Below are 19,776 nucleotides of genomic sequence, written 5' to 3' on the forward strand. Positions count from 1 at the left end.
CATGCACGCCCCGCACGAAAAAAACACCATGACGCATCCTCCTCGCGTGAAACCCAACGCTCCGGTCCATACCCTGCGCCCGACCTTCGTGGCGCTGTGCTTGCTGACACCCGGCGTCTGGCCTGTTGCGTCCTCGGTAGCCAATGCGCAAGCCGTCGCTTCGGGCGCGCCGATCCAATTCCGCGTCGACGCCGGCACGCAGAAGGAACTGCTGATTCCGAAGGGCATCGAGCGCATGGCCATTGCCGACGAAGCGGTCGCCGGAGTGGCTCTCACGCGTCAATCTTCGAGCTCCCCGGCTGCGCGCCTGATCGTGACCGGCAAGGCTGCCGGCCGGACCACGCTGATGCTCTGGGAAAAGGGCCAATCGACCGCCATGGTGTACGCGCTCGAAGTGCGTAGGCGCGCCTCGACACTCACCGGCACGCTCGACAGCTTGACCGCGCACCAGGAAGCGCGAGATGCAGCGCTGGCCGCCGGCGGAGAAAAAGCCGTGCTGGTCGACCGCTCCGTCGTCAACGTGCGCAGCAACACCGTGCAGGTCGAGGTCAAGGTCGTCGAGTTCAACCGCAGCGTGCTCAAGCAGGCGGGCCTCAACATCTTCAGCACGCGTGCCAATTCCAATGGATTCAGCTTCGGCTCCTTCACGCCGGCGTCACTGAGGTCCGCGTCTTTCGCATCGGATGGAAGCATCAGCGGCGATTACGCCAACCCGCTCGCCCAAGCCTTCAGCCTGCTGTTCAACTTCGGCAAGGCCGGTATCGGACTGAATGTCGGATTCCTCGAAGGCAACGGCATGGCACGCGTGCTCGCCGAGCCCACGCTGGTAGCGCTGTCTGGCCAGAGCGCGAGCTTCCTGGCCGGCGGCGAACTGCCGGTGCCCGCGCCGCAGGGCCTGGGCACCACGAGCATCGAATACAAGCCTTTCGGCATCGGCCTCACGGTCACGCCCACGGTGCTGTCGAACGATCGCATCGTGCTCAAGGTGGCACCAGAAGCCAGCGATCTCGACTACACCAACTCACTGAGCATCGGCGGCGTTGCGGTCCCGGCCATCAGCACGCGCCGTGCCGACACCACGGTCGAGCTCGGCGACGGCGAGAGTTTCATCATCGGCGGCCTCGTGAGCCGCAACACCACCTCGAATGCGGACAAGGTACCACTGCTCGGCGACATTCCGGTGATCGGTACGTTCTTCAAGCAGAACAGGTACCAGATGAACGAGAAAGAACTGGTCATTCTCGTCACCCCACACTTGGTGAAGCCGATTGCGCGCAACACCGACCTCGCCCCGTACCTGCCCGGCGGCGCCGAGCAGCGCGATGGCCCTGTGTGGCGCGCCCATCTCCTGGGGCCGGCCTCTGGCACGGCGGTGCCAGGCTTCTCCCGTTGATGGACACCAGCGACCGAACACCCGTGGCCGACGCCATGAATGCCCCACGCGACCCGCTTCCAGAGACTGGCGCAGAGACCTACCTCTTCGCCTCGCCTCACGACGGCCACATCACCTGGCTGACCGATGCGCTCGGCAGACAGGGCGCCGTGGTGGTTCTGCCGCCCGACACCAAGTTGGTCGGCGAGCGCATCGCCCTGCTCAGCCCCGCAGCCGTCTTTCTCGACTTCTCCGGCGACCACGCCCGGGCAGCGAGCGAGTTGCATCAACACCTCAAGCGCGACTGGCCCGAGCTGCCGGTATTGGCAACGGGCGTTTCGGCCGAGCCGGCCTCGATGCTGGCCGCACTGCGTGCCGGTGTGGACGATTTCATCGACATCGCCGCACCGCAGACCGATGCAGCCAGCACGCTGCGCAAGCTGCTCGACCGCCGCAGCACCCTTTCGAGTGGCACCCGCGGAAACACCATCGCGCTGCTCGGTGCCCGGCCGGGCATCGGCGTGACCACGCTCGCGGCCAGCTTGTCGATCGCGCTCCACGACCAACTGGCCCAGCCGGCGCAGGCGCCGGCAAAGACCCCGGGCCGCAGCGCGCGACATGGCGTCGCCCTGCTCGACCTGGGCCTGCCTGCACGCGACGGACTGCTCTACCTCGACACTCAGAGCAGCTTCAGCTTCGTCGATGGCGTGCGCAACCTGCGCCGCCTCGACCAGACACTGCTGCACACCGCCCTCGCCCATCACGCCAGCGGCATCGCCGTGCTGCCGTTGCCAGCAAGTCTTGCGCAGGTGCGCGAGATCTCGCACGCGGAATCGGTCGCATTGATCAAGCGGCTGGGCGACTTCTTCGATTTCCAGATTGCCGACCTCGGCGGCTTCTCGACCATCGACTTCGTGGCGCAGACGGTAAAGGAAGCCCAACGCGCCTGGGTCGTGTGCGATCAGAGCATCGGCGCCATCGTGTCCACCGCAACCATGCTCAAGGAATTGCGGACGCGCGGTATCGAAACCGACCAGCTGTCACTCGTCGTCAACAAGTTCGACAGCCATGTGGGGCTGTCGCCCAAGGACATCGCCGAACGGCTTGAATTGCCACTTCGCCATGTGTTGCCAGCGCGCAGCGCCCAATTGCTCGGCGCCGCAAGTCGCGGCGAGATGCTGGTTCGCATCGCGCGCAACGACCCCTATTCACAGGCCGTGACCGGCCTCGCGCGCAGCCTGCATCAAGAGTGCACGACAGGCTCTGTGCCCGCCCCACTCGGAGCCACGCGCTGGACTTCGACGCTGATGTCGAAGATCACCGGCTTCCGGAAGAGCCCTACCCAAGGTTGAACAGCCCATGTCCACCGATATTGAATTTGCCGACGACGACCAGGCGTTCATCAACTCCCAACAGTTCCAGGACATCAAGAGTTGGACGCACGATCATCTGCTGAGCCGCATTGAAGAGCTCGGTGCGGAGTTCGGCCGCTGGTCGCGCGCGTCGATCCAGCAGTTCGTCGAACTGGAGGTCGACAGCTTCGTGCGCTTGCGCCGCGTGCCGATCAACGACCGCGAGATGCAGCTCATCGCCGATGCGCTGACCAAGGAGCTGGCCGGCTTCGGCCCGCTGGAAGACCTGCTCAACGATCCTGCGGTCGAAGACATCCTTATCAACGGCTACCAGAACGTCTATGTGTCGCGGCACGGCATGCTGGAACGCGAGACCCTGCGCTTTGCCGATTCCGAACACGTCATGCGCATCGTGCGTCGTATCCTGGCACCACTGGGGCGCCGGCTCGACGAATCAAACCCGATGGTCGATGCGCGCCTGCCCGACGGGGGACGCATCAACGTCATCATCGAGCCGCTGGCCATCGACGGCCTCTCGGTCTCGATCCGCAAGTTCCGCAAGGAGCCTCTGACTCCCGCAGACCTGGTGAAGCTCGGCACCTTCGATGCCGGCATGGCGCAGCTGCTCGAGATCGCGGTGCGCGCACGCTGCAACGTGCTAGTAAGTGGCGGCACCAGCTCGGGCAAGACCTCGCTGCTCAACGCGCTCGCCAGCTTCATTCCCTCGCGCGAGCGCGTGATCACCATCGAAGACACGGCCGAACTCTCACTCAGTACAAGTCACGTGGTGCGCCTCGAAAGCCGCCCCGGCGGATTCGATGGCACGGGCGTGGTGTCGATCCGCGACCTCCTGCGCAACAGCCTACGGATGCGGCCCGACCGGATCATCGTCGGCGAAGTGCGTGGCGCCGAAGTCATCGAAATGCTGCAGGCCATGAACACCGGCCACGAAGGCTCGATGGGAACCATCCACGCCAGCTCGCCTCGCGAGTGCCTCTATCGCCTCGAAATGCTGGCAGGCTTTGCAGGCTATCAAGGCAGCGAAGTGAGCCTGCGACGCCAGATTGCCAGTGCGATCGACTTCATCGTGCAGATCGGGCGGATGTCGAACGGCCAGCGCCGCATCATCTCGCTGAGCGAAGTGACGGGCGTGAATGACAACGTGGTGGCGATGCAGGAGCTGTATCGCTACGAGCCAGTCGTGTCGCCGGACGGCGAAGAACGCGACCGCTGGGTGTCACTGGGCATCGCGCCGCACTCCCCGAAGATCACGCGGTTCCGCCAGTCGCTCGCGCGCTCGCAGCAGGGGGAGCCCCGTGCGTGAGGTCATGCTGCTTGGTGTCGCCGTCGCTGCACTGCTGCTGGCGGCGAGCGGGCTGCTCCTGTGGCAATGGGCAAGGAAGCGCCAGACGCAACACGCCGTCGGGCGGCATCTCGATCAACAAATCCGGGCGGGAACGGGCGCGTCAGCACCAGCGGCATTCTCCGCGATGCTGCCCGCGCGGGCAACCGTACCGATGAGCAGCGTCGTCTCCGGACTGACCACCGACCCGTGGCTCGAGACCGAGGCCACGGCCGCTGCGGCCGCTCGGCCCAAACGCTGGCTTGACCGGGCGATGCCCGGATGGCTGGTAGGCGTGGTCGAAGCTCAAGTGCTCGTTCTCGGCTTGGTCGCCGTTGTGGCGCTGTCGCTGGTCGCCGGCTTGTTCGGTGGCTGGCTTGCCGCATTCGCCGCGCTGGTGCTGCTCGCGCTGGCCGGCACTTTCGGCGTCTGGCTTCGGTTGCAGAAGATGCGCCGCAAGCTGGTGGGCCAATTGCCGGGCTACATCGATGCGATGGTTCGTCTGATTACTATCGGCAATTCGACGCAGGCGGCCTTCCAGCTTGCCATCGGCAGCACGCAGGAGCCACTGCGCGGCCATCTGGAACGCTCGGCCGCCTTGGTGCGTGCGGGCGTGGATCTAGACAAGGCATTGCACCAGACCGCCACCAACGTGCGCGTCGAGGAGATGTTCCTTCTCGCCTCGATCCTCGGGCTGGGCGTGCGCTACGGCGGACGCGCCGACCTGTTGCTCGAACGCGTGAGCAACTTCATGCGCGATCGCGAACAGGCCGAGCACGAGCTGGTGGCGATGTCATCGGAGACGCGGCTGTCGGCCTGGATTCTGGGGCTACTGCCTGTGAGTGTGGGCGCCTTCATGATCATGAACAACCCAAGCTACTTTCTCGGGATGTGGAACGATGACACCGGCCGGATGCTCGTCCTCACGGGCTTTGGACTTCAAGCACTGGGCGGCCTGCTGCTGTACCGACTTGCGAGGATCACATGATGCTGACACCCAGTGCGTTGACAGCCATCAGCTTGGGGCTACTGGCGCTCGGGCTGCTTGTGGCGGCCGGCACGTTGATTGCGTCGGAATTGCGTCGTGTGCGCAGCGGTCACGCGATCGGCAAGGCGATTCACCAAGGCACGGTGTCATCGGCCATAGGCACCACCGAAGTCGACTCGGAGTTCGGTGGCCAGTACAAGGCCGACGTCGAACTGCCATTCCACTGGCTGAATTCGCGCCTCGGACGGGCCTTCGTTGCTGACGAGGACCGCAACCTCATTGATCAATGCGGGCTGCCTTCCCAGCGTGCCCAGTTGATCTTCCTCGTCACGCGCGTGCTACTGGCGATTTTGCTGCCCTTGCTGGCCTTTGCTTTCTGGAGCGGAGGGCACAAGCAGAGCACCGCCATCCTCGTGCTTGCCGCACTCTTCGTGATTGGCTTCATGGGACCGAAATGGGTGCTGGGCCGCGTTGCGGCCGGGCGACGCACGAAAGTCGCCAGAGAGCTGCCGCTCTTTGTGGATCTTCTGAGATTACTGCAGGGTGTGGGTATGAGTCTGGACCAGGGGTTGCAGGTCATGGCGAGCGACTTCTCGCACGTGCTGCGCGTCCTGGGGTACGAATTGACGCTGGCCAATCGGCAATACGCCCAAGGCCGCACGCGCGAACATTCGCTGCACCGCCTTGCCACGCTGCACAAGAATGAAAACCTGGGCAGCCTGGTTGCACTGCTGGTCCAAGTCGACCGCCATGGCGGCGCGGTCCAGGAGCCGCTGCGCGCTTTCAGCGATCGCCTTCGCGAGCATCGCCGCTCGGAAATGAAAGAGCGCATCGGGAAGATCACTGTGAAGATGACCGGCGTCATGGTCATCACGCTCCTGCCCGCGTTGCTGATCGTGACTGCAGGTCCTGGCTTCATCGCCATCTTCCGTGCCTTGGGGAGCGTCGGCCAATGAGCGCATTCTTCAACCCATCTGTACGCATCGTCTGGGCATCCATGACCATGGGCTTGGCTCTGGCAGTTGCCGGGTGTGGCGCAACCAAGGACCACTACGCAGCGGGCGAAGACGCCCAGCAGCGGCAAGCCTTCGAGGCCGCCAGCGAAACGAAAAGCAGCGCCAATATCGACACCCAGGCGACCTATCTCAAGGTCGTCGGCCAGATGCAGCAACAGGGCCTGTGGTTCGCGTCGCTTGCGCACATCGACGCCCTGGAGCAACGCTGGGGCATCACGCCCGACTCCACCCGTGTACGCGCGGACGCGCTGCGCCAGACCGGCCAACCTGAGCCTGCCGAAGCCGCCTACAAACGCTTGCTGAACACGCCGCAGGAGAGCGCGGGCTACAGGGGCTTGGGCCTGCTGGCCGGTGCACGCGGCCACTACGCAGAGGCAGTGCAACTGTTCAAGCAGGCACAGCGCCGCACCCCGACTGATGCCTTGTTGCTCAGCGACCTTGGTTATGCGAGCCTGCGCGCCGGCCAGCCTGAGGAGGCACGCCTGCCGCTGATGCAGTCCCTGCAATTGCAGCCCGACAGCAAGCAGGCACAGGCCAACGTGGCGCTCTACCTCGAGGCCACGCATCAACAGGAACAAGCCACGGCCCTGATGGATTCGAACCGCATGCCTGAAGCCACGCGCGCCGCCGTGCGCGCGGCTGCGCTGCAGATGCGGGCTGCAGCAGCAGGGAATTCGGCCGCCACGGCACCGGCGTCTGCGATGCTGCCGCGCGATGAGCCGATAGCCCCCTTGCCGCTTGCACTCAAGCCCACCCGCTGGGCTGGCATGGGCGGCGTACGCACTGCCACCCAGCTGAATCCGCCCGTCTCGGCCGCAGACACACCTCTTTCACCGAACCCGACTTCACCACGAGGGACACCATGAACCACAACGAGCTTGCCCACCGGCTTTCCACGCTGTCCGCCTGCGCGCTGGCCACGGCCTTTTTCTTCGTAACGGCGGCAGCCGCAGCGCAGACCGCCAGCACAAGCGCTCCTCAAGGTAACGCCGCGCTCAGTCAGACATCTGCGGTAACGGCGACCGGAACCGCTCACGCCGGACCTGCGTCCCCATCGCAGCTGGCGCAAGACGTCCCGGCGGCAGCGGAAGAGCAAGAGGCCTTCGATCTTCTTTCCCCCCAGGTCGGCGACGCTACGTTGAGCCTGTTCGCCTGGCAACGCAGCGGCGAGATCGCCTCGCGGACGGCGCGGCCCATCGCGGGAGCCGTTGCTGGCCGCAGCTATGAGCGGTACCTGAAGAGCTTCGAGTTTCCGATTCCTGAGCGGATGAGCTCGACGGTGAAGACGTCCAGCGGCGGCAAGTAGCAAGGCCCCGCTTCTCCCGCCCCGCTCACACGTCACAGAACGCCATGCAAGCGATCCGCGCGCCAGGCTCGCCACGCTCCCAGCGCGGCGTGTACGCGATCGAGTTCGCTATGGTGTTCCTGATCTTCTTTACGGTCCTGTATGCCGCCATCTGCTACGGCATGCTGTTCGCGTTCCGGCTGGGGCTGCAAAACGCGGCGGAGGATGGGGCGCGGGCTGCGCTTCAGTACCAGAGCACCCTCGGGGCTCGCGTGGCTCGCGCTACAAGTGTCGCCGAGGCTCGAAGCGACTGGATGCCTCGGGTGAAACGCCCGGATGTGTCCATCTGCCATGTGGAGGGTGCAGCGGGAGTCGACCTGTGCCCCGCGTCCGCCTGCGGCCCTTCCTGGAGCCAACGGTGCCAAGTCCAGGTTGTCGTGCAGGCCGGCGATCTCCAATCGGTGCTGCCACCTTTGCCGAGCTTCGCCGTTCCCGACCAGATCGCCGGAAGGGCCAGCATGTTGCTGGAGCTGAGGTGAAAACCGTGACAACCCTCCACGTCCGACCTCGCCGCATCGCCACTGCAAGCGGGCGTCAACGCGGCATTGCCGCCATCGAATTCGCGTTTGTCTTCCTGCTGCTGTTCATTGCGATGTATGGGCTGGTGACCTTCGGTGCAGTTTTTTATACGCAGCAAGCCATCTCGCGTGCGGCAGAGGATGGGGCTCGGGCGGCCAGGTTGCTGCCGCAGCCGCCGTCTCTGGCCAGCGTGTGCCAAGCCGTTTCAAACTCGCTGGCAAGCTCGCTTGTGCCACCGCTCACCTGCCCAAGCAGCGCCTCGGACCTGACCTCCGTCTCGCTCACCGGATGCTCACCGGCTGACGCAAGTTGCGCCGTGACCGTCACCTATCGCTACGGGGATAACCCCATCCTGCCTTTGGTGTCGTTGTTCGATACCAGTTGGGTTCCGCCCAAGTTGCAAAGCCGCGCAACTGTGGCGCTCAAGGCTTCATGAAATGGCTCTCGGCATGAACACGACACCGACACGCCCCATTCGATCCCGCGCGCGACGGCTCGCGCGCGGGTCGATTGTCATCAATACAGCCATCGCGCTAAGCCTGATCGTGATCACGCTTGTGGGCGCGGAATTGGGATACCAGTTCTACCTGAAGCGAGAGCTTCAGAAAACCGCAGACCTCGCCGCCCTTGCTGGAGCGCAGAAGCTGGGGCCGCCAGGGGGAAGCAGTGCATGCGCCTCTGCAGAGCTAGCCGCTCGCGCAAACGCAGTAAAGAACTTCGCGGGCATTGTTCTTACAGAAGCAATATGCGGGCACTGGGACCCGACGAAAGTCACGCCAGTCAGCACGGACTGCTTTGCTGGCACCGATGACCATTTTTCTCCCCTTGCCTCGCCAGAGAACGCATTTCGGGTGCGAATCAAGCCCCCGCCTTCTACTTTGCTTCCTTTCTTTACAGGCAATCGGACGATATGTGTTCAAGCGGTTGCCACCCAACGGCAGCCCCTAGCTTCATTGACCATACGAAGCACATTGGCTGAAATCAATAGTGAGAAGTCGGTTCTATTGGACGCGATCTTGGGCAGCATGCTGGGCTCTAAGCTCTCCGTTCGCGCGGGAGGATGGCAAGGGCTACTTGACGCAGACGTTCAATTGCTTTCTGTTTTTGATCAATTAAAACTATTGGATGCCAACCTTAGCCTACTAAGCTACGATCAATTGCTTGGAACTGAAATTGATGCAGGCTTGCTTCTCCAAGCCATGATCAACGCCATGCAACGAGGAGGAGAAACAACTGATATTGCCATCGGTGCGCTAGGAGATATCTTGCTTAGTGTTAAAGCCGCGCCATTCAACTTAAAACTTCAAGAGTTTCTAAGCATAGCCACGGGCACCGAAGCTGCCGGCCTACAAACAAATTTGCAAATATTTCAATTAGTACAAGGAGCGATCCAAATTGCAAACGGAAAAAACTCGCTCGCGGCTGAAATTCCAATAAAAATTGATGGCCTCGCCAACTTCAACGTCAAAGTACGAGCCACCGAGCCACCACAGATATCTGCCATACGCAATCCCGCCTTGATCAATCCTAACAAGATCAGCGATCCAAACAATATCCAAGTTCAAACAGCGCAAGTCAGGGCATTAATTTCAATCAATCTTTCCGGATTGAATAACATCATCTCCAAAATCACAGGATTAGTCGGTCCAGCGTTGGGCGCCATAACCGATCTTCTCAAAAGCATTACCAGTTTGAATTTAGGAAATCTAGTCGCGAGCATTGAAAATATTCTTTCACAACTGCTCGGCTGCGGCCATTTTCTCGCCCCAGCATGCCAGCCAATGAAAGTTATTTATACGGAAGTGCTTGCGGATCCAATAAGAATTGGTATTAAAGCCGGAAATGGGTCCGCTCTCGTGACGGGCTTCACTTGCCCAAGCGGTGGCGAAAAATCCCTAACAGCGGATGCAAAAACAAGTATCACTCGCCTCAATGTGGGCTCCATGGAGGAAAGTGATTTTTTTACAGCCGCTGAACCAATTGCCGCGCCCATTAGTATTTTGGAAATTGGCTATCGCGAAGTGAAGTACGATTCCTGCCCGCTTCTACCGGTTCTGGGCGCCAAATGTGACGGTGAAAAATGGCGAAACAATGCTGGTGTTTTTGTCTCAGATCCATCGGCCGCAAAAATAACAGTGATTGCAGGAATCGGCTTGAATATTAATTCAAACATTGGAAGCTCTTTCAAGCCATTGACTTATTCAACCCCCAGCGGCGAAAATCTTCCCGAAATAGATGCCGCACCTTACTCCGGGCCAGCACCAGATCCTTCGTATCAAGAATTAAGCGCAAAATCAGTAATCGAAAGTTTATCCTCCACCCTGAGTGGAATTCACCTTCACACCTATTACAGCACCGGAAGCGGTCCTTTGGGTCCATTGCTTGAAGTCACCTCCAGTCTTGTCAACAGCCTTCTTGGTTCATTGGAATCACTTTTAAGTGGCGAACTAGTAAAATTGCTTCTAGATCCACTGACAAATAATTTACTCGAATTACTGGGAATTAACCTCGCCCAGACAGAGGTTGGGGCACGTCTTTCTTGCGATAAAGGCGCGACCCTTGTTTACTGATATGCGCTCTCTTCAAGCATGAGTTCCCCCTCCAACTTCGACGAACTCGACCTCTTTGTCTGGGAAGGCAAAGCCGACATCCTCGACCGCATAGCGCGGTGCATGGCGAGCTTCGACGTGGAAGTCATCCGGGCTGATGGGCTGCCGCCGCCTTCGCAGGACCGTGGTGTCGCGTTGCGCCCTTCCGTTGCGATCATCAGCGTCACCGTGATCGACGGCGGTGGGTTGCCGCACGCGACCGAGCTGCTGCAAGGCATGCCCGTGATCTGGGTCGCTGCCGCTTCGCGCGAGCGCGATTCGCGTACGTATCCGCCCGAGTACCTGCACGTTCTGCCCTACGACTTCACCTGCGCCGAGCTGCGCACGATGGTCGCCAAGCTGGTACGCCAGCTGCGTGCGCGCGATGTCGCGCCGCAGGCGCCCGACGTGCTGGTGGCGCATTCGGATGCAATGAAGGGCCTGCTCGCCGAAGTGGGTGCCTTTGCCGACTGCAACCATCCGGTGCTGGTGCGTGGCGAGACCGGTGTCGGCAAGGAGCGCATCGCACAACAACTTCACATCGGGCACCAGCAGTACGGCAAGGGCGCGTTCGTGGCAGTGAACTGCGGCGCGATTCCCGATGGGTTGTTCGAGTCGCTGTTCTTCGGCCATACGAAGGGCTCGTTCACCGGTGCCGTGCATGCGCACCGCGGCTACTTCGAGCAAGCCACGGGCGGCACGCTGTTCCTCGACGAGATCGGTGACTTGCCGCGCTATCAGCAGGTGAAGCTGCTGCGCGTGCTCGAAGACAACGCGGTCACGCGGCTGGGAGCCACCTCGCCGATTCGCGTGGACTTCCGCCTCGTGGCGGCGACGAACCGCAACCTGCGCGAGATGGTAGCGAGTGGCGAGTTTCGTGCCGACCTGTTCTACCGGCTCGCCGTCATCGAGCTGCATGTGCCGAGCCTCGAAGAGCGCGGCGAGATCGACAAGATCGCGATCTTCAAGGCGCTGCTGACGAACGTGCTGGGCGACGAGCTCGAAGCCTTGGGCGAAACGCCGCACTGGCTCAGCGATGCGGTGGCCGAGACCTACTTCCCCGGCAATGTGCGGCAGCTGCGGAACCTCGCGGAGCGCGTGGGCGTGATCGCGCGGCAGTTGCACGCCTGGGACCAGAACCTGATCCAGCGTGCGATCGCGCTCACGCGTGGCACGCCGGCGCCGGCTGCATTGGGCACCGACCGCAACGGCAACGGTGCGGCACTCGATGCGAACGGCGACCGCAAGGGCTGGAACAGCGGTGAGCGTAACCGCATCATCGCGGCGCTCGAGATCAACGACTGGAAGCGCCAGGACACGGCGCAGCATCTGGGCATCAGCCGCAAGGTGCTCTGGGAAAAGATGCGCAAGTACCAGATTCTTGACGGCGAGCCTGGCATTCCCGAAGAGACTTAGCCTCTCGGGCTCGACGGTACCAAAGGCTCTAACCGTCCAGGCAGGGGAGCTCGCCCCGCTTTCCTTTGCGTGGCATCGTCCGGTTGCAACCAAAGGCTCGGTCGGCACCTCAATCTGTAATTGCTTCGGCAACTACGGGTGCACTACTCATAGTGAAACGGTATCGAGCAAAAAAATATCCGCCTGTATCGCCTTCGCGAATTCCCGGCCCATGCTGACTTCGCGATGCAGAGCACCCGCGTGAGAGGAGGCAACCTCCAAATTGGTCCCGTCTGCTTCGGCGATTCAAGCTCCTTCTCGCCGACCATAAATTGCTGCATGACCGTTCGTACTATCAGTAAGACACGGTCCACGCAAAAATCATCAACACCCTTAATGCATCGTTCTGATGGCTCTCTTCATCGCCACCTAGACAGGCTCCGCCCCCTCGGTGCTCTGCGCCGCAACGAAGATCGATGAGCGCCTCTATGACAACAAAAAAAAGAGGACCCCAAAGGTCCTCTCATTGACTACTTTTCCTTGACCGAGCATCCGATGGTCGGATCGGACCACCGGTAGTAGCACACGATCGGGAAGATCTCTTGGTACCTGTCCTGAGCCTTGATCGAAACCTTGTCCTTGAAGATATCCCGAAGCGATGCTTCCATCTTCTTCGGGTCATAGAGAAACGACGGCATCAGGATGCTCGCAACGACGGGGCGTTCGTCCATTAGCCACTCGATCGTCGAGGGAGTAATGGGCGACTTCTTGCTGACAGCGAACTGGATTCTCAGCTTGAACGTGTGGCCCCGGCCGTAGTAGTCGTTGATGTCCTTCTCGACGGTTTCTCTGGTGGTCTTCACCGCCGTGGTGTATCGCTCCTGCCACGAGGCTGCATCGTCCAGTTCTTTTTGAGCCTTCGCAACAGCCCCGTTTGCTTCCTGCCTTCTCGCAGGTGCCTCCTGTTCTTCCTGGGCCTTCAGAGCTTCATATTGCCGATGCATCCGAGCCAGTTCCAACTGGATCCTCCTTTTCCACTCGGGGTTGTTGATGGGACTCTTCATCACCTCGTCGACCTGCGCCTCGTAGTCCTGTAAGGCCTTGGCGGCCGCCTGGAGCTTTGGGCTTTTCTCAACGGACGGCCCTTCGCTTGATTTCTTGGCCTCCGCCAGCTTTTGCTGGAGCGCAGTGATCATCGCTGGGTACACGTTGGCTCTTTCCTCGCTGGCGGTGTCCAGATCGGCCAACGCCTTCTTCTTGGCCTCCTGCGCGATGTCATCGAAGGCCTCGGCCGTACAGGTGTAGATCACCACAGGCCGACCATTCGCGTCGTCCTGACGCTCCCATGCGGTGTTCTTGCAGCCCTTGGCGCCGTCCAGCGCCTCACCGAAGGTGAAGTCGCTTCGCGTCAAGGAGGCTTCCTTGACTGCCGTGATGTTCGAGTCGGTGCAGGCTGACAGTGCGGCGCAAAGGAACCCGAGCGCAAAGAGCGCTCCTGGCTTGATGAATTTCATGATCAAGAAAGATAGATGTGTGGTTGGTATGAGCCAGGTGCTCAGCTGAGCTCCGGCTTGTAGGCTTGCCTAGCAGCGGTGCTTCGGATTCCGGGGTCGGCGTGGATCGGTGCCCAGCACGGCCCCCTCCTTGGTCACACACACGCCGTCGGCGCAGGCATATCCCGGTGCTTTCAACACTGCGCGGTCTGCATCGCCGATCTCGCAGCGCAGTTCGTCGAAATCGAATTCCCTGTAAGCCTTCACGCGCTCGGTGGTGGTGTAGTACACGCCGCTGCTGCCTGCGTGGACCTGGATCGGATAGACCGGGTACTTGAGGTCGCGGCTCCAGCCCTGGATCTGAATCTCCATGGCCGACCGGTCGATCTGGTGCCTTACGGCATCTGGGTTGATGAGCGGATCGATGCCTTTGGCAAGCGCCAACGGTGTCAAGACGATCGCTGTGAGCACCGCGAATACGGCGCCGAGCATGGTTTTCATGAGAGGCCTTGAAAAAAGATGGAGCTGAAGCGAGGCCGCCCGAGTGCAGCCACGCTAGTCGGAGGCCGCTCAGCCGAGCTTGGTGTCGGCAGGCTTGATCGCAATCAACTGCGGGATATTCCAGTCAGACGGAAAGCTATCGACCGGCATCCAACCGTTCTTCACATAGGAGCGCGCCGAGATCCTGTTGCCGAAATGCCCCACCAGTCCGCAGGCGATGAGGATCGCCCAGGTCTGCGCCACCCAGTCTTCGGCGGGGTCGAGCACCAGCAAGATGGCGAGACCCACGACGAAGAAGGTCGCGTACAGGAAGACCGCGCACAGCAGCGCCAGCGGCCATTGACCACGCATCAGGAATGCGATCGGTCCGAAGAAGAAGAGCTGCCACGAGAAGCCGTGCTTGACGAAGCGAGTTTGGTTATTTTTGTGGAAGTGGATGTTCATGGTTGGGTTCTGAATAACAGGGCACGCTGCGCCCAGAGGCGTCGTACGCGACGCTGACTTGTTCCAGCGGCCGGACAAACCCGGCTGCCACTCGAAACTCGGACTCAGTTTTCGAGGATCCTATAAAGACGTGTTTGAATCTCCTTTTTGATCAAGACGGACCCCACGGGACAGGGCCGTGCCCTATCCCGCGCGTCGATCGATGACTTCGTTGTTTGCATCTGAATGTTAAAGGGTTTCAAACACCGTGGTTTCAAACACCTCTTTTTTCGAGCATCGAGGGCATGCCTCGTGCCGCTCCTCTTTCTCTTCGCCTGGTGTTTGCCCGCAATATCCGCCTGATGCGCATTCACGCGGGCATGTCGCAGGAGCGTATGGCCGCCGAGGCCGGATTGGACCGAGCCTTCGTTGGCACGCTGGAACGCGGCCAGCGCAACATCTCCATCGACAACATCGAGCTGATTTCCAAAGCCATCGGCGCCCCCGCCCATGAGCTGATGGACCCGGACTTGCCACAGCAGCGCGATCTCGATGTGACATTAACGCGGGCCCCGCGCACCGCCCGACCCTACCCGGTCAAGAAGCGCAGCACTCGTCGCAGCTAGACCCCGGCTGACGTGTTGCGCCGCAGAACGATCAAGCTGCGCAGACGAACCGCACACGCCTCACCCGTGAGGTGACGGCAGTTCAGCGTGAACCCCGGGCTCGCGCGTACCGACCTGCCCGCCTCGGCTTGCAGCTCGATGCGCACGTTGTGAGCGCAGGCCCAGGGTTCACCTGCGCCGGCATCCAGCAACAACAACGCCCGGGGCTCGCCGGTCGCACGGTCCCACTCCACCCCGATCACTGTCGCCCATCGGTTGGCGGCGGCGGATTCGAAGTGCACCAGGCATGCTCGACCCGCGCGCAGCGCCTCCAATGCGGTCGTCCCGACGCGGCCCGCTTGGCCGGAATCTGAGGCGTGCAATTCGACGACGATGGGCAAGCCAGCAGCATCGATACAGCGCAGCATGCTGTCGTCGCCAGTTCCCTGCAATGCCTTTCGAGCCAGGCGCTGGGCCTCTCTCATTTGCTGACGAGACAACTGCCCCAGTACCGCGAGGCACTGGATCACGCTGGCAAGCGCACAAGTTTCGGCCGATGCCGGTTTGCGAATGCGCAGGTTCTCGTACACGAGACCCTTTGCATCCTGTGCGAGGTACTGAACTTCGGTGTCGAAGCGGATGCCCCTTACAAACAGGTGTTCGAGATGGGCCATGTGGTTGTCTTTCTCTGGAAGGGGCCATCCGCGATGACGACCTTGCCGACGGCAATACGCTCGAGAACGTTTGGCGTCTGGGCCTGTTCTTTGTGCATGAGCACTCCTTGATGTGGTTGAAACCTTGTCCAGCTCGCCCCTTCAATCCGCTGGGGCGAGCCGCTGTGAGCCCCCGCGGAAATGGGGCGTGGCCATCGAGCTGGCCGACTCGATGGCGATTTGGTGATCTGCTGGCCAGGTGTTCGCCGGTTTTCTTCAAAGGCCCCCAAAAGAGTCCCGGCGCAAGTAGCTGCAGAAACTCCATCCCAGCCCGAGGCCCAAGAGGATTCCGGTCACAAGCACGAACGCGAAGGCCGTCAGGTAGTCAATCGGCCCGTAGCAGATGTTCATGGCGATGTCCTTATCTCTTTCTTTCTGGTTGGTGAGGTGAATCTCCAGCCCCACAAGGACCAAACCCCGGTCCCTTGAGAGGGCGCCGGGGTCTGTGTCGTCGAGATGAGAAGAGGGAGATCGGGAGAGCGGCGTTCTGATGCCGCATTCAAAGTAGAGGGACACGGACAGGTTCTTCATCTGGAAACTGGAGTTGTCGCAACCTGGCCTCCTCTTCGGTGGCGCGCCAGACCGCTTCCTGCTGGAACGGATCGGTTTGCTTGCGCTGCAGCATCACGCGATCCACCCGCTGAAGAAACGCCTCATCGAGCGGGAACATCTCGTTCTGGCCGGCGGTGCCCTGCGCGGGTATCGCGTCAGGTGTGCTTCTCATGAGGGCCTGCCCTTGAAGAAGATCGCCTGCACGCGCTGGGCGCCTGCGCCGTGGGCCGGGAAGCCCACAATGGCGGCGCGATCGCGTTGCTGACAGATCCCGCAGTTCAGGCAATCAGAGTTGCCGGTGCTGGCGGGACAGACGATCACCTGGCGCCCCGCTGGCGTACGGATGGACTTGGTGAGTCCCTGGGGCAGGACGACCACCGCCGGCGCGATGCCCAGATCCGCATACGCGTCGGCCTGGACCAAGGTCTCGGCACTGAGGTTGACCGTGAAGCCCAGCCAGTTCGCATGGCGGATCGCCGCCTGGTTTTGGGGTGTGGGCGGATAGTGGGTGTAGGTGAATCCACGACGCCCCCGGTTCGCCATGGCCAGCCTCGTGAGCTTGCGACTGTCGATGACGCCGGGCGTTTCGGGCGTCAGGTCACCCGCCTGGTTGTGGCGCCACAGGGCATGGCGCCGCAAGGTGGAGATCTCCTGGAGCAATTCATCGAAGCTGTGGCCTCGCCGTCCCTCGGACACGCCGCGCCAATGGATGGCCAAGGGTCCGCTTTCGGCATAGCAGCCATTGCCTTTGAAACTGCAGCTCGGCGGGCACGAGTTCGCACTCGTGGTGGTCACCGGAATCGGGCCGGTCTTGCGGTTGCGGCTGACGCGCACCAGGTGATAGGTGCAGGTGTCCTGCTTGGTGGAAGCCGCAGGAGAGTGATTCAGCCGTTCCCGGGACGGCGGTGTTGATTGCGGGCGAGCGTGTGCCTCCGCCATGATCGGAATAAACAAAGTTGATCCTCTATGTTGTGAGCGCAGCCGTTGACGGCGACGCCATGAAGTGCCGGCCCCAAAGGGCGAGCCAGACCCACGCGCGCACCTCCACCACGCTCCAGGCCAGAGAGGCCGGGGCGTGGTGGGTGCGTGCGTAGGGAATGAGGGCGGACCGGGAGGTCCGATGCACAGGCAGGGCGCCTGTACGCAGTTGCAGCGAGTCCGCTAACGCCGAGGGTCAGCGTCTTTGCGTGAGCGAAGTGGCAGGCGGGATCGGGTCGTCGCGACCCAGCCTTCTGGCCAGCTTGTCCCGCACTTCCACAGCACAGCCATGCCAGGCACGGCCGCTGACCATGGGGGTGTCCAATGCCGCGGGATCCGCTTCAGCCACTCGCTTGGCGTACTGCTCCAGCGCCTGCATCACGAACGCTTGGATGAGTGCGCCATGGGCGCTGAACTCCATCAGTTCGGTGACGAATTCAACGTTGGTCGACGGCATGCTGGCACCCCTCATTCACTTCGCACACCTCGCATGTCGACTGAAGGATCTCGAAGCCCGCATCGGCAATGAGGCCCGGATCCAGCAGCATGACCAGGTCATCCGAGATGCCCGAGCGCATCGACGCCCACACCTCATCGTCCAGGCCATCCTCGCGTGCACGCACCCTGGCAGCACCGGCGAGCGCCTCCTCATCGAAGACGGCAAGCTCGATGCTGAAGACCACCACTGTTCGGGGCATGGGCGGCGGGCCACTCATGCGCCCTCCCCGGCATCGATGCGCGAGATCTCCGCGCCGAACGCCAGCGCCGCGTTGTCGGCACTGGGTGGTCCGTTCTGGCGAATCCACCAATCGGGCGGGCTGTATGGCACCGTCATCACGCCCAGGTAGCCGGCTTGCGAGGCGTAGCCCACCACCTTGGCGCGGCCGATGCCGTTGATGCGGATGATCACGTCGTCGCCGATCGAGGGAACCTCGAAGTCAGCCGACCACTTGAACATGTCTTGCGCGAAGGGGTCACGGGTATGGGGCGGCACTGTGATGTGCCGCCGGACTCTGGTTTTCATGGATGTTTCTCTTGTGGATGTTTGTCTTGGGACGGCAGCACCGTTGCCTTGCCGAGCTGTCGGGATTTCAGGCGGCAGATCAGGCCGTCGCTCTCGCGCGCGACGTCCCAGCCCCGGCGGCCCAGGCTGCGGCGCAGCACATAGGTCCATTCGCCGTAGGAGACGCGCAGACCCGGGCGGATGACTGCTCGTTTGGCGGCCCGGTTCGCATGGAACTCGCGCACCTTCTCGCGCCATGGGCCTGCGTAAGGTCCAGTCGGAGGACTGGCACGATCCAGGAAGGCCAGCGGGCAGTCGAAGTAGTACGGCCCGCAGCTTTCGTCCATGCTCTTGACGGCTGCCTCGCCCTTCCTGCAATCGATGAGGGTCAGGCCGATCCAGATCCGCCCGGCGTGCTCGCCCGAGCGGTTCTGCGCCAGGAACCACAGCCGGTTGCCGATCGCGCGATGGGCGAGCACCGCAGCAAAAGCTGCGACGCCGTGCAGTTCGTCATGAACAGCCTGGTCCTTGGTGGCCCTGTAGACGATGCTTCCCATCTCAGACCGCCTCCCGATCGCCCGCCAGCGGCGCGCAGTCGGTTTGCACGCAGTGCCAGAACTCGCGCTCGGCATCGATGAGGCGGCAGATCTCGACCTCGTCGCGCTCGACCCGGTGGATCCGCAGGTCCTGGCCGCAGATCAACGCCACGACATCGAGGGCCTGGGCGTCTGCCACGGCCAGCCTGTGCAGCATCTGGATCCGCACGCAGTCGGGAAGGCCTGCGCCCCAGAGCTCAGCTTCATCCATGCCGACGCATCGGCACTCCAGCAGCTGAACATCGGGGGCTCCGACGATTTCGTGGCCGGGCTCAGCCAGCATCCAGGGGTTCTGCGGGTGCTGCAGCAAGGCGCGGGTGCGCTTCACCTGGTGTCCCGTGCGCAGCGCGTAGTGCGCCGCCACGATGGGCTCGAGCAGCCGGCTCCAATAAGCAGCGGTAGCTGCGGACTGGATGAGGGAAGGATCGACGGGCTGCAGCAGGTCGTGGCGCTCGGTCTTTTCCATCCACAGCCGCACGGCAGACTTGAAGGGATCGCGGCCTACGGCTGCGGCGGCGTCGAGACTGCCAATCCCGGCTTCGCCCGCGCTCGGCCACCGCTCGGATATCGGAGCCTGCGAACAGGTGGATGGGACCAGGCGCAATGCAGGGGCGCGCGAGCGCACACGAGTGCTCGGCGAACGCTGAGTGCTTCGGGGAGTTGAGTTCATCGATTTCTTTCTGAAGGTTCAAACCGCCCATCCAACAAAAAGCCCCGCCCTCTCGATGGAGAGGCGGGGCTTTGGGAGGCTGGGACTGGGGGTGGGAGGGAGGAAGGTCGAAGATCAAATAGCGTCAAGCGGTATCGATGCCCGCCTTCGTCGAATCCAAAGACCCGACCCATGCGGCCTGACGCCTACATGCCCAAGCTGCAGGGTTCTCGTCCAAAGGTGCGACGATGAAGACGGATGCTTGGTTGTCAGCTCTGTCATATGGGGCTGAGATTTTTTGCAATCCAACCATGGCACCAAGCGTCCCCCTTAACCGCGCCATTCA

General features: G+C 62.0%; 24 protein-coding genes. 12 read left to right on the top strand and 12 right to left on the bottom strand.

The window, feature by feature from the left end; all coding sequences use genetic code 11:
- Positions 1–28 precede the first annotated feature (28 nt).
- The 11 genes from RZE79_RS25955 to RZE79_RS26005 are packed head-to-tail and all read left to right on the top strand — an operon-like array spanning position 29 to position 11,938.
- Positions 29–1,393, top strand: coding sequence for a type II and III secretion system protein family protein (locus RZE79_RS25955; RefSeq protein WP_319357427.1), 1,365 nt, complete (start codon positions 29–31; stop codon positions 1,391–1,393).
- Positions 1,393–2,724, top strand: a complete 1,332-nt coding sequence (locus RZE79_RS25960) for a histidine kinase (protein ID WP_319357428.1) — start codon at positions 1,393–1,395, stop codon at positions 2,722–2,724. Before RZE79_RS25955 ends, RZE79_RS25960 begins: the two co-directional genes overlap by 1 nt.
- 7 nt (positions 2,725–2,731) lie before the next feature.
- A complete protein-coding gene (locus RZE79_RS25965; protein ID WP_319357429.1) occupies positions 2,732–4,048 on the top strand; it encodes a CpaF family protein in 1,317 nt (438 codons plus the stop codon).
- Positions 4,041–5,054 (top strand): type II secretion system F family protein, encoded by a 1,014-nt coding sequence (locus tag RZE79_RS25970; protein WP_319357430.1) that lies wholly within the window; start codon positions 4,041–4,043, stop codon positions 5,052–5,054. Before RZE79_RS25965 ends, RZE79_RS25970 begins: the two co-directional genes overlap by 8 nt.
- Positions 5,051–6,010: a type II secretion system F family protein gene (locus RZE79_RS25975; protein ID WP_319357431.1), complete on the top strand. Its 960-nt coding sequence runs from the start codon at positions 5,051–5,053 to the stop codon at positions 6,008–6,010. The genes RZE79_RS25970 and RZE79_RS25975 overlap by 4 nt, the downstream gene beginning before the upstream one ends.
- Complete coding sequence (locus RZE79_RS25980) at positions 6,007–6,936, top strand: tetratricopeptide repeat protein (RefSeq protein WP_319357432.1); 930 nt, start codon at positions 6,007–6,009, stop codon at positions 6,934–6,936. Before RZE79_RS25975 ends, RZE79_RS25980 begins: the two co-directional genes overlap by 4 nt.
- Positions 6,933–7,376 (top strand): DUF3613 domain-containing protein, encoded by a 444-nt coding sequence (locus tag RZE79_RS25985; RefSeq protein WP_319357433.1) that lies wholly within the window; start codon positions 6,933–6,935, stop codon positions 7,374–7,376. The genes RZE79_RS25980 and RZE79_RS25985 overlap by 4 nt, the downstream gene beginning before the upstream one ends.
- A 44-nt stretch (positions 7,377–7,420) precedes the next feature.
- Positions 7,421–7,894 carry a TadE/TadG family type IV pilus assembly protein gene (locus RZE79_RS25990; RefSeq protein ID WP_319357434.1) on the top strand — a complete coding sequence of 158 codons (474 nt, stop codon included), beginning with the start codon at positions 7,421–7,423 and terminating at the stop codon, positions 7,892–7,894.
- A 5-nt stretch (positions 7,895–7,899) separates the two neighbouring features.
- Entirely contained in the window at positions 7,900–8,370 is a 471-nt protein-coding gene (locus tag RZE79_RS25995) for a TadE/TadG family type IV pilus assembly protein (RefSeq protein WP_319357435.1), read from the top strand.
- Positions 8,371–8,383: 13 nt separating this feature from the next.
- The gene (locus RZE79_RS26000) at positions 8,384–10,504 is read left to right on the top strand and encodes a TadG family pilus assembly protein (protein WP_319357436.1); all 2,121 of its coding nucleotides are present in this window, start codon (positions 8,384–8,386) and stop codon (positions 10,502–10,504) included.
- Positions 10,505–10,522: 18 nt separating this feature from the next.
- Positions 10,523–11,938 (top strand): sigma 54-interacting transcriptional regulator, encoded by a 1,416-nt coding sequence (locus RZE79_RS26005; RefSeq protein ID WP_319357437.1) that lies wholly within the window; start codon positions 10,523–10,525, stop codon positions 11,936–11,938.
- A 509-nt stretch (positions 11,939–12,447) separates the two neighbouring features.
- On the opposite strand, the gene RZE79_RS26010 is transcribed toward RZE79_RS26005, so the two are convergent.
- The 3 genes from RZE79_RS26010 to RZE79_RS26020 all read right to left on the bottom strand — a co-directional run bounded on the left by RZE79_RS26010 (position 12,448) and on the right by RZE79_RS26020 (position 14,355).
- Positions 12,448–13,431 (bottom strand): hypothetical protein, encoded by a 984-nt coding sequence (locus RZE79_RS26010; protein WP_319357438.1) that lies wholly within the window; start codon positions 13,429–13,431, stop codon positions 12,448–12,450.
- A 69-nt stretch (positions 13,432–13,500) separates the two neighbouring features.
- Positions 13,501–13,911, bottom strand: a complete 411-nt coding sequence (locus RZE79_RS26015; RefSeq protein ID WP_319357439.1) for a hypothetical protein — start codon at positions 13,909–13,911, stop codon at positions 13,501–13,503.
- 69 nt (positions 13,912–13,980) lie between these two features.
- Positions 13,981–14,355: a hypothetical protein gene (locus RZE79_RS26020; RefSeq protein ID WP_319357440.1), complete on the bottom strand. Its 375-nt coding sequence runs from the start codon at positions 14,353–14,355 to the stop codon at positions 13,981–13,983.
- 215 nt (positions 14,356–14,570) lie between these two features.
- Here RZE79_RS26020 and RZE79_RS26025 point away from each other — a divergent pair, with 215 nt between their 5' ends.
- On the top strand, positions 14,571–14,960 hold the full coding sequence (locus RZE79_RS26025; RefSeq protein ID WP_319357441.1) for a helix-turn-helix transcriptional regulator: 390 nt from the start codon (positions 14,571–14,573) through the stop codon (positions 14,958–14,960).
- Here the strand turns inward: RZE79_RS26025 and RZE79_RS26030 are convergent.
- The 9 genes from RZE79_RS26030 to RZE79_RS26070 form a co-directional block, all read right to left on the bottom strand.
- The gene (locus RZE79_RS26030) at positions 14,957–15,613 is read right to left on the bottom strand and encodes a hypothetical protein (RefSeq protein ID WP_319357442.1); all 657 of its coding nucleotides are present in this window, start codon (positions 15,611–15,613) and stop codon (positions 14,957–14,959) included. The two genes, RZE79_RS26025 and RZE79_RS26030, sit on opposite strands and share 4 nt — an antisense overlap.
- Before the next feature lie 255 nt (positions 15,614–15,868).
- Entirely contained in the window at positions 15,869–16,168 is a 300-nt protein-coding gene (locus RZE79_RS26035; protein ID WP_319357443.1) for a hypothetical protein, read from the bottom strand.
- Positions 16,152–16,376 carry a hypothetical protein gene (locus RZE79_RS26040; protein WP_319357444.1) on the bottom strand — a complete coding sequence of 75 codons (225 nt, stop codon included), beginning with the start codon at positions 16,374–16,376 and terminating at the stop codon, positions 16,152–16,154. Before RZE79_RS26040 ends, RZE79_RS26035 begins: the two co-directional genes overlap by 17 nt.
- Positions 16,373–17,158 carry a hypothetical protein gene (locus RZE79_RS26045; protein ID WP_319357445.1) on the bottom strand — a complete coding sequence of 262 codons (786 nt, stop codon included), beginning with the start codon at positions 17,156–17,158 and terminating at the stop codon, positions 16,373–16,375. The genes RZE79_RS26040 and RZE79_RS26045 overlap by 4 nt, the downstream gene beginning before the upstream one ends.
- Positions 17,159–17,378: 220 nt before the next feature.
- Positions 17,379–17,639 (bottom strand): hypothetical protein, encoded by a 261-nt coding sequence (locus tag RZE79_RS26050; protein ID WP_319357446.1) that lies wholly within the window; start codon positions 17,637–17,639, stop codon positions 17,379–17,381.
- Positions 17,620–17,880 (bottom strand): hypothetical protein, encoded by a 261-nt coding sequence (locus RZE79_RS26055; RefSeq protein ID WP_319357447.1) that lies wholly within the window; start codon positions 17,878–17,880, stop codon positions 17,620–17,622. Before RZE79_RS26055 ends, RZE79_RS26050 begins: the two co-directional genes overlap by 20 nt.
- A 14-nt stretch (positions 17,881–17,894) precedes the next feature.
- Positions 17,895–18,206 carry a hypothetical protein gene (locus RZE79_RS26060; protein ID WP_319357448.1) on the bottom strand — a complete coding sequence of 104 codons (312 nt, stop codon included), beginning with the start codon at positions 18,204–18,206 and terminating at the stop codon, positions 17,895–17,897.
- The gene (locus RZE79_RS26065) at positions 18,203–18,742 is read right to left on the bottom strand and encodes a hypothetical protein (RefSeq protein WP_319357449.1); all 540 of its coding nucleotides are present in this window, start codon (positions 18,740–18,742) and stop codon (positions 18,203–18,205) included. The genes RZE79_RS26060 and RZE79_RS26065 overlap by 4 nt, the downstream gene beginning before the upstream one ends.
- 1 nt (position 18,743) lies before the next feature.
- Complete coding sequence (locus RZE79_RS26070) at positions 18,744–19,451, bottom strand: YqaJ viral recombinase family protein (RefSeq protein ID WP_319357450.1); 708 nt, start codon at positions 19,449–19,451, stop codon at positions 18,744–18,746.
- Positions 19,452–19,776 lie beyond the last annotated feature (325 nt).

It is taken from the genome of Variovorax sp. EBFNA2, assembly GCF_033802765.1.
In the GTDB taxonomy this organism is placed as follows: domain Bacteria; phylum Pseudomonadota; class Gammaproteobacteria; order Burkholderiales; family Burkholderiaceae_C; genus Variovorax; species Variovorax paradoxus_H.

Bases quoted from the DNA above. Each gene is read 5' to 3' on its own strand.
- RZE79_RS25955 (WP_319357427.1), top strand. From the start codon at position 29: ATGACGCATCCTCCTCGCGTGAAACCCAACGCTCCGGTCCATACCCTG.
- RZE79_RS25960 (WP_319357428.1), top strand. From the start codon at position 1,393: ATGGACACCAGCGACCGAACACCCGTGGCCGACGCCATGAATGCCCCA.
- RZE79_RS25965 (WP_319357429.1), top strand. From the start codon at position 2,732: ATGTCCACCGATATTGAATTTGCCGACGACGACCAGGCGTTCATCAAC.
- RZE79_RS25975 (WP_319357431.1), top strand. From the start codon at position 5,051: ATGATGCTGACACCCAGTGCGTTGACAGCCATCAGCTTGGGGCTACTG.
- RZE79_RS25980 (WP_319357432.1), top strand. From the start codon at position 6,007: ATGAGCGCATTCTTCAACCCATCTGTACGCATCGTCTGGGCATCCATG.
- RZE79_RS25985 (WP_319357433.1), top strand. From the start codon at position 6,933: ATGAACCACAACGAGCTTGCCCACCGGCTTTCCACGCTGTCCGCCTGC.
- RZE79_RS25990 (WP_319357434.1), top strand. From the start codon at position 7,421: ATGCAAGCGATCCGCGCGCCAGGCTCGCCACGCTCCCAGCGCGGCGTG.
- RZE79_RS26000 (WP_319357436.1), top strand. From the start codon at position 8,384: ATGAACACGACACCGACACGCCCCATTCGATCCCGCGCGCGACGGCTC.
- RZE79_RS26005 (WP_319357437.1), top strand. From the start codon at position 10,523: ATGAGTTCCCCCTCCAACTTCGACGAACTCGACCTCTTTGTCTGGGAA.
- RZE79_RS26010 (WP_319357438.1), bottom strand. From the start codon at position 13,431: ATGAAATTCATCAAGCCAGGAGCGCTCTTTGCGCTCGGGTTCCTTTGC.
- RZE79_RS26015 (WP_319357439.1), bottom strand. From the start codon at position 13,911: ATGAAAACCATGCTCGGCGCCGTATTCGCGGTGCTCACAGCGATCGTC.
- RZE79_RS26020 (WP_319357440.1), bottom strand. From the start codon at position 14,355: ATGAACATCCACTTCCACAAAAATAACCAAACTCGCTTCGTCAAGCAC.
- RZE79_RS26030 (WP_319357442.1), bottom strand. From the start codon at position 15,613: ATGGCCCATCTCGAACACCTGTTTGTAAGGGGCATCCGCTTCGACACC.
- RZE79_RS26040 (WP_319357444.1), bottom strand. From the start codon at position 16,376: ATGAGAAGCACACCTGACGCGATACCCGCGCAGGGCACCGCCGGCCAG.
- RZE79_RS26050 (WP_319357446.1), bottom strand. From the start codon at position 17,639: ATGCCGTCGACCAACGTTGAATTCGTCACCGAACTGATGGAGTTCAGC.
- RZE79_RS26055 (WP_319357447.1), bottom strand. From the start codon at position 17,880: ATGCCCCGAACAGTGGTGGTCTTCAGCATCGAGCTTGCCGTCTTCGAT.
- RZE79_RS26060 (WP_319357448.1), bottom strand. From the start codon at position 18,206: ATGAAAACCAGAGTCCGGCGGCACATCACAGTGCCGCCCCATACCCGT.
- RZE79_RS26065 (WP_319357449.1), bottom strand. From the start codon at position 18,742: ATGGGAAGCATCGTCTACAGGGCCACCAAGGACCAGGCTGTTCATGAC.
- RZE79_RS26070 (WP_319357450.1), bottom strand. From the start codon at position 19,451: ATGAACTCAACTCCCCGAAGCACTCAGCGTTCGCCGAGCACTCGTGTG.